The sequence below is a fragment of the Serinicoccus sediminis genome (genome assembly GCF_004153545.1).
GTDB lineage: Bacteria > Actinomycetota > Actinomycetes > Actinomycetales > Dermatophilaceae > Ornithinicoccus > Ornithinicoccus sediminis_A.
In genome coordinates this window covers 1-12,675 of sequence record NZ_SDVA01000003.1, presented here as the reverse complement: position 1 = coordinate 12,675, position 12,675 = coordinate 1, and the positions used below count along the sequence as shown (strand labels likewise).

Annotated in this window: 12 protein-coding genes; 7 read left to right on the top strand and 5 right to left on the bottom strand. The window is 73.5% G+C overall.

Annotated elements, in window-relative coordinates; all coding sequences use genetic code 11:
• Window positions 1–7: 7 nt before the first annotated feature.
• The gene (locus EUS26_RS03760) at window positions 8–772 is read right to left on the bottom strand and encodes an isoprenyl transferase (RefSeq protein ID WP_130011854.1); all 765 of its coding nucleotides are present in this window, start codon (window positions 770–772) and stop codon (window positions 8–10) included.
• Between the two features lie 117 nt (window positions 773–889).
• Between EUS26_RS03760 and trhA the strand changes: the two genes are divergently transcribed.
• Window positions 890–1,594 carry a PAQR family membrane homeostasis protein TrhA gene (trhA, locus tag EUS26_RS03755; RefSeq protein ID WP_130011853.1) on the top strand — a complete coding sequence of 235 codons (705 nt, stop codon included), beginning with the start codon at window positions 890–892 and terminating at the stop codon, window positions 1,592–1,594.
• Between the two features lie 44 nt (window positions 1,595–1,638).
• On the opposite strand, the gene EUS26_RS03750 is transcribed toward trhA, so the two are convergent.
• Window positions 1,639–1,863 (bottom strand): hypothetical protein, encoded by a 225-nt coding sequence (locus EUS26_RS03750; protein WP_130011852.1) that lies wholly within the window; start codon window positions 1,861–1,863, stop codon window positions 1,639–1,641.
• Complete coding sequence (gene mca / locus EUS26_RS03745; protein WP_130011851.1) at window positions 1,860–2,915, bottom strand: mycothiol conjugate amidase Mca; 1,056 nt, start codon at window positions 2,913–2,915, stop codon at window positions 1,860–1,862. The genes EUS26_RS03750 and mca overlap by 4 nt, the downstream gene beginning before the upstream one ends.
• A gap of 128 nt (window positions 2,916–3,043) precedes the next feature.
• Here mca and EUS26_RS03740 point away from each other — a divergent pair, with 128 nt between their 5' ends.
• A complete protein-coding gene (locus tag EUS26_RS03740) occupies window positions 3,044–3,514 on the top strand; it encodes a DUF4307 domain-containing protein (RefSeq protein WP_165368492.1) in 471 nt (156 codons plus the stop codon).
• Between the two features lie 30 nt (window positions 3,515–3,544).
• Here the strand turns inward: EUS26_RS03740 and greA are convergent, their stop codons facing one another.
• On the bottom strand, window positions 3,545–4,036 hold the full coding sequence (greA, locus tag EUS26_RS03735) for a transcription elongation factor GreA (protein WP_130011849.1): 492 nt from the start codon (window positions 4,034–4,036) through the stop codon (window positions 3,545–3,547).
• A gap of 232 nt (window positions 4,037–4,268) precedes the next feature.
• Here greA and msrA point away from each other — a divergent pair, with 232 nt between their 5' ends.
• The 3 genes from msrA to EUS26_RS03720 all read left to right on the top strand — a co-directional run bounded on the left by msrA (window position 4,269) and on the right by EUS26_RS03720 (window position 6,772).
• Window positions 4,269–4,940: a peptide-methionine (S)-S-oxide reductase MsrA gene (msrA, locus tag EUS26_RS03730; RefSeq protein WP_130011848.1), complete on the top strand. Its 672-nt coding sequence runs from the start codon at window positions 4,269–4,271 to the stop codon at window positions 4,938–4,940.
• 96 nt (window positions 4,941–5,036) lie between these two features.
• Complete coding sequence (locus EUS26_RS03725) at window positions 5,037–5,888, top strand: CDP-alcohol phosphatidyltransferase family protein (protein ID WP_130011847.1); 852 nt, start codon at window positions 5,037–5,039, stop codon at window positions 5,886–5,888.
• On the top strand, window positions 5,885–6,772 hold the full coding sequence (locus EUS26_RS03720; protein ID WP_130011846.1) for a glycosyltransferase family 2 protein: 888 nt from the start codon (window positions 5,885–5,887) through the stop codon (window positions 6,770–6,772). The genes EUS26_RS03725 and EUS26_RS03720 overlap by 4 nt, the downstream gene beginning before the upstream one ends.
• Here the strand turns inward: EUS26_RS03720 and EUS26_RS03715 are convergent.
• Window positions 6,765–8,477 carry a glycosyltransferase gene (locus EUS26_RS03715; protein WP_130011845.1) on the bottom strand — a complete coding sequence of 571 codons (1,713 nt, stop codon included), beginning with the start codon at window positions 8,475–8,477 and terminating at the stop codon, window positions 6,765–6,767. The genes EUS26_RS03720 and EUS26_RS03715 overlap by 8 nt on opposite strands.
• A gap of 45 nt (window positions 8,478–8,522) precedes the next feature.
• On the opposite strand from EUS26_RS03715, the gene EUS26_RS03710 reads away from it, so the two are divergent.
• Both EUS26_RS03710 and EUS26_RS03705 read left to right on the top strand, forming a co-directional pair.
• The gene (locus tag EUS26_RS03710; protein WP_130011844.1) at window positions 8,523–9,857 is read left to right on the top strand and encodes a Gfo/Idh/MocA family oxidoreductase; all 1,335 of its coding nucleotides are present in this window, start codon (window positions 8,523–8,525) and stop codon (window positions 9,855–9,857) included.
• Window positions 9,857–12,547 carry a CDP-glycerol glycerophosphotransferase family protein gene (locus EUS26_RS03705; RefSeq protein ID WP_130011843.1) on the top strand — a complete coding sequence of 897 codons (2,691 nt, stop codon included), beginning with the start codon at window positions 9,857–9,859 and terminating at the stop codon, window positions 12,545–12,547. Before EUS26_RS03710 ends, EUS26_RS03705 begins: the two co-directional genes overlap by 1 nt.
• The last annotated feature ends 128 nt before the right edge of the window (window positions 12,548–12,675 follow it).

Below are 12,675 nucleotides of genomic sequence, written 5' to 3'. Positions count from 1 at the left end.
GTGTCGCTCAGCTCCCGAACCGGCGCTCCCGCTCGGCGTAGGCCCGCAGCGCGCGCAGGAAGTCCACCTTGCGGAAGTCCGGCCAGAAGGCCTCGCAGAAGTAGAACTCGCTGTGCGCGCTCTGCCACAGCAGGAAGCCCCCCAGCCGTTGCTCGCCCGAGGTCCGGATGACCAGGTCGGGGTCGGGGAGGCCCCGGGTGTAGAGGTGGCCGGCGATGTCCTCCACGGTCACGGTGGCGGCCAGCTCCTCCAGGGACGTCCCCGAGGCGGCGGCGTCCCGCAGCAGCGAGCGCACCGCGTCGGCGATCTCCCGCCGGCCGCCGTAGCCGATGGCGACGTTGACGAGCATGCCGTCCACCTGCTCGGTGCCCACCACCGCGCCGGTCAGCCGCTCGGCCGTCGGACCCGGCAGCAGGTCGAGCGCCCCCACGACCCGGACCGGCCAGCGCCCGGTCGCGGCGAGCTGCTCGACCACCCCCTCGATGATGGCGAGCAGCGGGTCCAGCTCCTGGGTGGGGCGGTTGAGGTTGTCCGTGGAGAGCAGCCAGAGGGTGACCACCTCGACGCCGGCCTCCTCGCACCACCCGAGGAAGGGGGCGATGTTCTCCGCGCCGGCACGGTGGCCGTCGGCGGTCTCGGCCCCCCGCAGCCGGGCCCAGCGCCGGTTGCCGTCCAGCATCACGCCGATGTGCCGGGGCAGCCGGTCGGTGGGCAGGTGTCGGCGCAACGAGGAGTTGTAGGCCCGGTAGACCAGGTCCCTCGGCGTCGGCATGCGCCCAACCTACCCGCCGGCCCTGGGCGACGGCTGCACCGTGGGAGCGCCCGGTCGGCGACGGATCGTCAACCTACGGTTTCGTAACCTACGGTTGCGTAGGTTAGCCTGGAGGGTATGCCCTTTCCCGCCCGCACGAGCGCCACCCACGGTGCGCTCGGCTCCGTCGTCGACCAGGTCAAGCCGCACCTGCGCGGGTGGCTGCACCTGGGGATGGTGCCGGTCGCGCTGGCCGCCGGGGCCGTCCTCGTCGCCCTCGCACCGACGCCCGCCGCGCGGCTGGCCGCCCTGGTGTTCGCCGTCACCGGGGTCCTGCTCTTCGGGACCTCCGCGCTCTACCACCGTGGCCGCTGGAGCCCCCGCACCGCCCAGGTCCTCAAGCGCTGGGACCACGCCAACATCTTCCTCATCATCGCCGGCACCTACACGCCGTTCGCGGTGATGCTCCTGCCGCCCGGTCAGGGGCAGGTCCTGCTCTGGGTGGTGTGGTCCGGGGCGGTCGCCGGGGTGTTCTTCCGGGTGTTCTGGGTCGGCGCACCACGCTGGCTCTACACGGGGGTCTACATCGCGCTGGGCTGGGTGGCGGTCTTCTTCCTGGTGCCGATGTGGCGCACGGGCGGTCCGCTCGTCGTCGGCCTCATCGCCCTGGGCGGCCTGTGCTACACCCTGGGTGCGGTCGTCTACGGCCTGCGCCGGCCGAACCCCTCGCCGCGGTGGTTCGGCTTCCACGAGGTCTTCCACGCCTTCACCGTGGCCGCCTTCGCCGCGCACTGGGCGGCCGCCTACCTCAGCCTCACCGTCGGCACCGTGCCCACCGCCTGAGGCGGCCCCCCGCCCGGCACCGGCGGTCCGGCCTGCGGCCGCCGTCAGCCGATGGGGTCCTCGTCCTCGTCCCGCCCCTCGGGGTCCTGCGGCGCAGCCGCGCGCTCACGCTGCAGTCGTTCCTGCTCCAGCCGGGCGTCCTCGGCGCGGCGCATCCGGCGCAGCCGCCGCGTGAGGTCGCGCCCCAGGAACCAGACGGCCAGGCACAGGCCGAACAGGACGAGGAACCCTCCCAGACCAGCGGTGATCTGGACGCCGGTGGTGTTCACTGCTCGTGCCCCTCCTCGCGGCGTACGTCGTCCTTGCCGTCGCCGTCGGCGTCACCGTCCTCGCCGGGGGGCTCGTGGTCCAGGGGCGGCAGCGGTTCTTCGCCCCGGTGCACCAGCGTCAGGGACCCGTCGGCGTCACGGTCGTGCACCTGGCGGCACAGCCGGTCCAGCTCCTCCTCCGCCCGGTCGCGCAGGCCGCCGAACAGGTCGTCCTCGGGCAGGTCCACCTCCACCAGCGAGCGGGCCAGCTCGTAGTCCTCCGTGGGCCACACCCGCTGCTGGATCTCCAGCGGCACCCGGAACCAGTGCCCGTCCGGGTCCACCTGCGTCGCGTGGGCGCGCAGCGCGTCGTCGCGGACCGAGAACTGGTCGCCGCACGGCACCCGGGTGGTGAGGACGCGGCGCGGCCGGCTGCCCAGGTGCTTGCGCCAGTCGGCGAACGGCGGCTCGTGGCCCGCCTCGACCATCGCCTCGTCCAGCCGGACCATCCGCTGGGGGTCCCATCCGCTGTAGTAGACCTTGAGCGGCTGCCACGGCTCCCCCGCGTGCGGGTATGCGTCGGGGTCACCGGCGGCCTCGAAGGCCGCCATCGTGACGGTGTGGGTCATGATGTGGTCGGGATGCGGGTAGCCGCCGTTCTCGTCGTACGTCGTGAGCACGTGCGGACGGAACTCCCGGATGACCCGGACCAGCGCCTCGGTGGTGACCTCGAGCGGCTCCAGGGCGAAGCAGCCCTGCGGCAGCGGCGGGAGCGGGTCCCCCTCGGGCAGCCCGCTGTCGACGAAGCCGAGCCACGTGTGGCTCACGCCGAGGATCTCGGCCGCTCGCGCCATCTCGTCCCTGCGCACCTGGCTGATGTCGCGCATGATGTGCGGGTCGTCCTTGAGCTTCTCGTTGAGGACGTCGCCGCGCTCCCCGCCCGTGCACGAGACCACGCGGACGTCGACCCCCTGCGCCACGTAGTGCGCCACCGTGGCGGCGCCCTTGCTCGACTCGTCGTCGGGGTGGGCGTGCACGGCCATGAGGCGTAGCCCCGGTCCGTTGCTGGGCATCGGCGGTCCTTTCCGCGTCGGGTCCGCCGGGGTCGACGTCAGGGTCGACCCGCGGGTGGCGGACAATGGTGGAGGTGCCGCTGCGCGGCACCAGGACATCTTCTCACCACCCCGGAAGGCAGCCGCACGTGACCGCCCGCAGCCCCGAGCCGCCCGAGCCGCGACCCGCCACCGACGGTGGGGTGGACTGGGACCGGGTGGAGGAGCAGGCGGAGGCCGAGGAACGCTCGCGGCCGCGCGACCGCCGCTGGTGGGTGGTCGGTCTCGTCGCCGTCGCACTCATGAGCCTGGTGGCCGTCGTCTGGGGGGTCCAGGCGACGCAGGGCCGGGCGCACTGGGTCAACACCGGCTTCGAGGTGGTCTCGGACGGCCGGGTCGACGTGCGCTTCGACCTGCGGCGCGATCCCGACCGTGAGGTCGTCTGCAGCCTGGAGGCGCAGTCCGAGGCGCACGTCGTCGTCGGTCGGACCGAGGTGAGGGTCGCCCCGGCTCCCGCGTCCCCGAGCCGGCACGTCGAGGGCGTCGCCACGGCCTCCCCGGCCATCACCGGCTACGTCGACCAGTGCTGGTACGCCGACGAGGCACCGCGCGAGGGGTGAGCACCGGTCGCGCGCCCAGCGCGGCCCGGGTCAGGACTGGAAGGGCGCGGCCTCCACGATCTTGACCTCGACGGTCTTGCCGTTGGGGGCCTCGTAGCTCACCGTCTCGCCGGACCGGGCGCCCAGCAGGGCCGCCCCCAGCGGCGACTGCTCGCTGTAGACGTCGAGGTCGCTGTCGTCGCCGATGATCTCGCGGGACCCGAGCAGGAAGGTCTCGGTGTCGCCGAACATCTCGACGGTGACGACGCTGCCGGGCTGCACGACGCCCTTCTCGGTCGGGGCGGCACCGACCACGGCGTTCTGCAGCAGGTGCTCGAGCTGGCGGATGCGGGCCTCCATCTTGCCCTGCTCCTCCTTGGCGGCGTGGTAGCCGCCGTTCTCCTTGAGGTCACCCTCCTCGCGCGCCGCCTCGATGCGCTTGCTGATCTCCGAGCGCCCCTCCTCCTTGAGCTGGGTGAGCTCGGTCTCGAGGCGGTCGTAGGCCTCCTGCGTCAGGTAGCTGGCTGCTGCGGTGTCGGTCACTTCTTCTCCTCGTGTCGTCTCGCGTGCGTGGCCGCAGCATGGTGCGGCCACGTCCGGCGGGTCGTGCGTCTCGAACAGCCGCGCGCACCGCGGCTCGCCCCAAACACAAGGTCCGGGCCACCGAAGGGCCCGGACCGTGGATCGACCGCCCAGTCTAGCCCTCGGGCGCCCAGGAGTCGACCCCGCGCGGGGTCCGCTGGCACCGCCGCGGGGTCGGTGCGACACTCGAAGGATGTTCCGCGACAGCACGCTCCCCGGCCGTCCCACCCCCCTCCCCGACATCCCCGAGCGCCACGTGGTGCTCGACACGTCCCTGCACGGGCCGTGGCCGGAGGGCACCGAGGTGATGACCGTCGCGATGGGATGCTTCTGGGGCGCGGAGCGCATCTTCTGGCAGCTTCCCGGGGTCGTGTCGACCGCTGCCGGCTACCAGGGCGGGACGACACCCAACCCCACCTACCGCGAGGTGTGCACGGGCCGCACCGGGCACACCGAGTCGGTGCTCGTCGCCTACGACCCCACCCGCACCGACCCCGAGCGGCTGCTCAAGGCGTTCTGGGAGAACCACGACCCGACCACGGCCGACCGGCAGGGCAACGACATCGGCACGCAGTACCGCTCGGCCATCTACTGGACCACGCCGGAGCAGGAGCGGGCCGCCCGCGCGACCGCCGCGGCGTTCGGCGAGGTGCTGGCCCGGGCCGGGCACGGGCCGATCGTCACCGAGATGCGGCCGGCCGAGGAGGCGGGGCCCTTCTACTACGCCGAGGAGGCGCACCAGCAGTACCTCCACAAGAACCCCGGCGGCTACTGCAACCACGGCCCCAACGGCTACACCTGCCCCGTCGGCCTGGTCCCCCAGGACGAGCTGCCCGCACAGACCTCCATCGCGCCGCCCGACTGACCCCGGCGTCCGGGCACCTCGCGCCGGAGGACATCTGGCGTTCACCGTCTAGACTCCTGCGCGTCCGAGGTCCCGGTCGAGCGAGGGAGATGGTCCATGGCTGACCCGTCGGCCGCCGACGGCCTGCGACCTGCCCGGCCCACCCTCGAGCAGGTCCGGGCGGTCGCCCAGCCGCCGGAGGTCCTCGCCCGCGGGAACGCCGAGCACTGGACGGGCGACCTCTACCTCCGTCGCCTGTCGCCGCACCTGACCCGGGCGCTCATCCCGACCCCGCTCAGCGCCAACGGCGTGACCGCGCTGATGATGGTCGCCGGCTGGGCGGCCGCCGGGGCCTTGCTCGTCCCGGGCCTGCCCGGCGCGCTGCTCGGTGCGCTGCTGGCCCAGCTGCAGATGCTGCTGGACTGCTCGGACGGCGAGATCGCCCGGTGGAAGGGGCTGTCCGGCCCGGTCGGGATCTTCCTCGACAAGGTCGGCCACTACACCGTCGAGGCCGCGATCGCGCTGGCCCTGGGGTGGCGGGCCGCCGGCCTCGTGGGTGGGCAGGAGCAGGACCCGGCCCAGTGGTTCGGATATGCCTTCGCCGGTGCCCTCCTCGCGACCTTCCTCGTGCTGAACAAGGCGTTGAACGAGATGGTCCACGCGTCCCGCGCCGCGGCAGGGCTGGGGCCGTTGCCGGACAGCGCGGCGGCCCGGGCGGTGCCCGCCCGCACGGTCCTGGGCACCCTGCGCCGGGCGGCCCGGCTGCTGCCGGTGCACCGGATGTTCCACTCCATCGAGATGACCCTCGTGACGCTCGCCGTGGCGCTGGTGGGGGCGCTCCTGGGCGAGGACCTCGCCGCCGCGCGCGTCCAGGTCGTCGTCATGGCAGCGGTCGTCGTCCCGGTCACGGCCGGGCACGCGGCCGCGATCCTGGCCTCGGGACGGCTGCGCCGGGAGGCGGCGGCATGAGCGCGCCCCGGTTCGCCGTCGTGGTGCTCACCCAGGGCCGCCGTCCGCAGGAGCTGCGCCGCGGCCTGGACTCCCTGCTCCGCCAGCGCGGCGTCGAGCTCGACATCGTCGTGGTGGGCAACGCCTGGAACCCCTCCGGGCTGCCGGACCAGGTCAAGACCCTGGCCCTGCCCACCAACGTGGGCATCCCCGCCGGGCGCAACGCCGGAGTGCCGCACGTCGAGGGAGAGGTCCTGTTCTTCCTCGACGACGACGCCTGGCTCATCGACGAGGACGTGCTGCTGCGCACCGCCCGGTACCTCGAGGAGCACCCCGACGTCGGTCTCGTACAGCCGCTCATCGAGGACCCGGACGCCGCGGAGGCGGCCCAGCCGGGGCGGTGGATCCCACGCCTGGGCGCGCGCGAGCGGCATACCGAGGCCGACGTCTTCAGCGTCGTCGAGATGACCGTGGCCATGCGCCGCGAGGCGTTCGAGGCGACCGGTGGCTGGCCGGGGATCTTCTTCTACGCGCACGAGGGCATCGAGCTGGCGTGGCGGGTCTGGGCGGCCGGCTACCGGGTGCGCTACGTCCCCTCCCTCCGCACCGGGCACCCCGTCGTCGACCCGCGTCGGCACTCCGACTACTTCTACAAGAACGCCCGCAACCGGGTCTGGCTGGCCCGCCGCAACCTCCCCCGGCCGCTGGCCTTGGCCTACGTCACCAGCTGGACCGGCATCCAGCTGGTGCGCTGGACGACCCAGCGGGACGGCCTGGAGTCGTGGTGGGCGGGCTGGCGCGACGGGTGGCGGGAGGACCCGTTCGAGCCCGGCGAGGACCGGCGCCGGCTGCGCTGGCGCGACGTGGCCCGGATGGCGCGCCACGGCCGCTTCCTCGTCATCTGACCGAGGCCGGCATGTCCTCGTAGAGGGTCCGGAAGAGGTGGAACCAGCGGGCGGCGAAGGCCTCCTGCCCGAACCTCTCGTCCACCCCCGCGCACCCGTCGCTGAGCCTGCTCGCCAGCCCCGGGTCGCGCAGCACCTGCACGGTCCGGGCCGCCAGCCCCTCGATGTCGCCGTCGGGGACCAGGAAGCCGTTGACCCCGTGGTCGATGATGTCCGCCGGGCCGTAGCGGATGTCGTAGCTGACGATGGGGCACGCCTGGCGCAGCGCCTCGACGAAGACCATGGGCGCGCCCTCGAACCTGGACGACTGCAGGCACAGGGTGGCCCGCCGGTACTCCCGCCCGGGTTGCTGGGTGAAGCCCTGCAGGGTCACCGAGCCGGCGACCCCCAGGTCGTCGATGAGCTGCTGCAGCTCGGCCCGGCGGACGCCCTCGCCGTAGATCTCCAGCCGGGCGTCGGGGACCTGCTCGAGCACCTTCGCGAAGGCGCGGATGCCGTGGTCGGTGCGCTTCTGCCCCGCCAGGCGGCCCATCATGATGACCAGCCGGGGGTCGCGCTCGACCTCGGTGTGCGTGGCCGTGCCCGGCGCGGCGTGCGGCATCACCCAGAAGGTGTCGCGCCGCCCCAGCAGCGCCTCGGCGTCGGCGCGCTGGCTGTCCGTGAGGAACACCATCGCGCCCATCGTGTCCAGGTGCCGGAAGAGCCGCCGGAAGGAGCCGCGCAGGTCGTCCAGCTCGCTGTCGGCGGTCTGCAGGTGGGAGTTGTGGGCGACGAAGCAGGTGCGCACGTGGTCGCGGCGGTAGCCGACGAGGTCCTGGTCCGCCTGCCGCGCCTCCACGGCGAGGACGGTCGGGCGGCCCGCGGTCAGCGCGTCGAGGGCGCGGTGGACCACCGGCGCCATCGACCCCTCGTGGGTCTCCTCCACCTCGCCGGACTCGTCGAAGAAGGTCACCGACACCTCGCGCGGCCGCCCGCCGGGTCGCCCGGGCGGGGCCAGCGTCACGGCATACATCGGGGCCCCGTTGCGCCGGTAGAAGACCTGCTCCAGGACCGTCCCGTCGCCGGCGTCCCACCGCAGCGTGCGGCGCAGCCGCCCGGTCACGTCGTACTCGTCGCGCCGCACCCGTCGGCCCTCGGCGTCGAAGTCGTCCACGTGCTCGAGGGCGCCGTCCCGGAAGCGACGCAGCTCCTGCGGGACGCCGTCGACCCGGTGCACGAGGTTGCGACCCTGCCGGGTCCACCCCCTGGCCTCCAGGTCGTGCTCGGTCTCCCGGGTCGGTGCCGGCGGGTCGACCGGCTCGGTGGCGTCCGGGTAGGCGTCCATGAGCCAGCGGACCTCCACCCCGTCACCCAGCTGTCCACGTCGCCGCATGCCCTCGACGGCCCGCGGCAGGGTGTGCGCGTGGTTGCGCACCAGGACGACCGACCGGATGCCGCCCAGCTCGTGCAGGGTGCGGCACTTGGCGAGGATGGAGGCGGTGCGCCCCCCGAACTCCATGGGGATCCCCTCCACCACGACGACGTGCAGGACGTCGGGCGGGGGCAGCAGCTCCGGGACCGGGTCCCGGCGCTTCACCGGCAGCGGTGGCGCCGTCGGGGGGGTCGGGGTGGGCGCCGGCGGGGCGGGGCGGGCCTCGCGCGGGCGCAGCGAGCGCCGCAGCCGGTCCAAGAGGCGGCGCGGCGTGGATCTCGGTGTCCGTACCATCAGCAGGCATACTCGCATGAGTCCATCACGAGGAGGCTACCGAGAGTGCGCGTCATCACCTACGGCACCTACGACCTGTTCCACGAGGGCCACCGCCGCCTCCTGGAGCGCGCCAAGGCGTTGGGCGACTACCTCATCGTGGGGGTGACGACGGAGAACTACGACGACGCCCGGGGCAAGCTCAACGTGCAGCAGAGCCTCATGACCCGGATCAAGAACGTCGAGGACAGCGGTCTGGCGGACAAGATCATCATCGAGGAGTACGAGGGCCAGAAGGTCCAGGACATCCAGAGGCACCAGGTGGACGTCTTCGCGATCGGGTCCGACTGGCTCGGCCGGTTCGACTACCTCAAGGACTACTGCGACGTCGTCTACCTCGAGCGGACCAAGGGCGTGTCCAGCACCCAGCTGCGCAACGAGGCGGGCGTCATCAAGCTCGGGGTGGTCGGTGCCGGGCGGATCGCGCACCGGCTCGTGCAGGAGGCCCGCTTCGTCAGCGGCATCAGCGTCGAGGGGGTGCACAACCGCACGCACCGCACCGCCGAGGCCTTCGCGGCGGAGCACGAGCTGAACCAAGCGTTCGAGGACTACGACGACCTGCTCGCGGCCGTCGACGCGGTCTACGTCGCCACCCCGCACGACACGCACGCCGACTTCACCCGCCGCGCGCTCGACGCCGGGGTCCACGTGCTCTGCGAGAAGCCCATGACGCTGACCCGGGAGGACACCGAGCGTCTCTTCGCCCAGGCCCGGGAGCGGGGGCTGGTCCTGGTCGAGGCCATCAAGACCGCCTTCGCGCCGGGGTTCCAGCGCATGGTGGCCCTCGCCCGCAGCGGCGCGATCGGCCAGGTCCGCTCGGTCGACGCCACCTTCACCAAGCTGGTGGACGAGGGACGCGAGCTGGAGGCGCCGGCGGGCGGGAGCGTCTCGGAGCTGGCGAGCTACCCCCTGGTGGCGGTGGTCAAGCTGCTGGGCACCGAGGTCACGGACGTCCGGACGACCTCGCTGCGCCCCGAGGGGTCGGCCGTCGAGGTGTACTCCAAGATCGACCTGACCTTCCGGCACGGCGAGGCCACGGCCCGGACCGGCCTGGGCGTCAAGGCCGAGGGCGACCTCGTCGTGGGCGGCAGCGCGGGATACCTCTACGTCCCGGCCCCGTGGTGGAAGACGGAGTACTTCGAGGCCCGCTTCGAGGACAGCCGGGAGAACAAGAAGTACTACTACAAGTTCGACGGCGACGGGTTGCGCTACGAGCTGGCGGAGTTCGCCTGGCTGATCCGCAACGAGACGGCCGAGTCGTACAAGCTGCGGGCCGCGGAGTCGGTCGCCATCGCCGACGTCATCGAGCGCGCGCGGGCGGACGCCCGGGTCATCTCCTGATGGCGGCGCCGCTGCCTGCAGCACCGCCGCCGTCGGGCGTGGCACGGGTGCGGGCCGCCGTGCGCGACGGGCGCTACCACCTCGGCCGCCGCGCGCGCCGGGTGCTGCGCCGCCGGCTGACGGCCGCCCGCTCCTCGGACAACGTGCTGCTCCAGCGCGCCTACGTGCTGGGTCGGCAGACCACCCGGCGCGCCCTCAACACGGTGACCCGGCGCCAGGTCGGCTGGGTGGCCACCCTGTGGGCGGCGCGGTGGTGCGAGGGCGCGACCTACGAGATCAGCGGCTGGGCCTACGAGCGGGGCTACGGCCATCCGCAGGCGCCGCGGATCGAGGTGGAGCTGCGGCGTCGCGGCGACCCCGACCCGATCCGCGCGCAGGTGCGCCCGGTCACCGAGATGGAGATCAACGGGCTGGCCCGGCGTGCCGAGTTCGACTACGCCAACACCGGCTTCGTCGCCCGCCTCGACCTGACCCCGCTCCTGGCCGGGACGGACCCGCGCCCCTGGTGGGTGCACGTGCGCGTGACGGACGCCGACGGGAGAGCCTCCTCCGGCACCCTGAAGTCGCGTCACCGCTCGGGGTCGGCGCGCATCCTGGGCGCGCGCACCGTCGAGGACGGGACGCAGCTCGTCCCCCGCTGGGTCCGTCGGCGCGGGCTGTCCGTCGAGCGGATCCGTCCGCGGGTCATGGCCACCGGCGTCGAGATCGACGGCCGGCAGGTCCGGGCCGAGCTCGAGCTGCGGGGGGTGCGCGCCGCCCGGGTCGAGCTGGTGTCGCGCGACGCCCGCCGTCCCATGACGGCCGAGCCGGTGCAGGAGCGCGTGGGTCGCGTCCTGGTGACCGCCGAGGTGCCCGAGACGTGGACGACGACCGGGCTGGAGAACGACCTGGTGGGGCTGGAGACCGACGAGTCGGCCACGCAGGGGGCCCTCGATCGCACGACCGACCTCGACCTCGAGGAGGTCTCTGCCGAGCAGGCGGACGTCACCCGGCCGGCCCCCTTGGGTGACGTGCACGAGGGCCAGCGGCTGGTGGCGCAGACCTACCGCGTCGTGGTGGTCGACGAGCAGGGGGCCGAGCACGTGGTGGCCACGCCGCTGGACCAGGCGCCCCCGGTGCAGGACGTCCGCTCCGGGCTGCTCGCCTACTCCGGCGACGGGGGCAGCCTGCTGGTCGGGGAGACCGGCACCGCGCTGGTGGTGACCACCGCGACCCTGGATGCCGGTCCCGACCCGCGGCTGCGGTTCACCGGCACCTGGGGCGGCACGGCGGACGGGCTGACCCTCGGCCTCGTCGGCCGTCGGCAGACCCTGTCCGTCCAGGCGGACCTCGCCCCGGACGGCACCTGGTCCGCCTCGGCCGACCTGCTGCAGGGACAGTGGGGCGGGCCGGCCCGGCTCCCCCGGGTCGGCAGCTACGTGCTGCGCGGGGTCGATCCCGCCGGTGGCACGGTGCGGGTGGCGGCCGCGCCGGCCCTGGTCGCCCGGACGCCGGAGAAGCTCCCGCTGGAGGAGGCCCGGCTGCGCTGGGAGACCGGCCGCGGCCGGTCGTTCCGGCTGCGCGTGGGCCTCACCCGTGGGCCCGACGAGCTCGGGTCCTTCCACCAGCGGCGGATGGACGCGGCATACCTCCTGGGTCCGCACGAGCCGCAGCGCTCGGTCTACCTGGAGTCCTTCTACGGCCGGCTCGCCACCTGCAACCCCTTCGCGCTCGACGCCGTCATCGCCCGCGAGCACCCGGACTGGGTGCGCTACTGGGGGGTGACCGACCTGTCGGTGCCGGTGCCCGAGGGCGCGGTCCCCGTCGTGGAGGGGACGCAGGCGTGGTTCGACGCCCGGGCCCGCTCGCGCTACGTCATCGCCAACGACTGGCTGCGCAGCAGGTTCGTCCCCCAGCCGTTCCAGACCGTCCTCCAGACCTGGCACGGGTCGATGTTCAAGCGGATCGGCCTGGACCGCCCCACGGCCGGGGCATCCACCCGCGCCGCGCTCGTGGTCGAGCGGGACAAGTGGGACATCCTGCTCAGCCAGAACCACCACAGCACGGAGATCTTCCGCAGCGCCTACGCCTGGGAGGGGACGTTCTACGAGGAGGGATATCCCCGCAACGACGCGCTCGTGGACGGGTCGGGCGAGGAGGTCCGCGAGCGGCTGGGCATCCGCCCGGACCAGAAGGCGGTCCTCTACGCCCCGACCTGGCGGGACAACGCCGCGGGCATGGTGCTCTTCCTCGACCTGGAGCGGCTCACCGCCGAGCTGGGTGAGGGCTACGTCGTCCTGCTGCGGGGACACTCGCGCACCGTCGGGCACGGTCGCAGCGTGGAGCTGCCGGGCGTGGTCGACGTCACCACGTACCCGAGCATCACCGAGCTCTTCCTCGCCGCGGACGCGATGATCACCGACTACTCCTCGGTGATGTTCGACTTCTCGGTCACGCGCAGGCCGATGATCTTCTACGTCCCCGACCTCGACGAGTACCGCGACGACGTGCGCGGCGTCTACTTCGACCTGGAGCAGGAGGCACCGGGCCCGGTCGTGAGCACGCAGGCCGACGTGGTCCGCGCGATCCGGGCGATGGACGACACCGAGCGGTACGCGCAGCGCTACGACGACTGGGTCGAGCGGTTCAACCACCTCGACGACGGGCACAGCGCCGAACGCGTCGTGCGGCGCCTCTTCGCCGAGGGCTGACCCGGCCCGGCGGTCTCAGAGCAGCGCGGCGACCGCGCCCACGAGCGAGCGCGGGCGCCGGACGGGCCGGCTGCGGCTGCGACGGGGCCCGACCGCGGGGCGGTCGACCCGGGCGGCACGGACCGGGC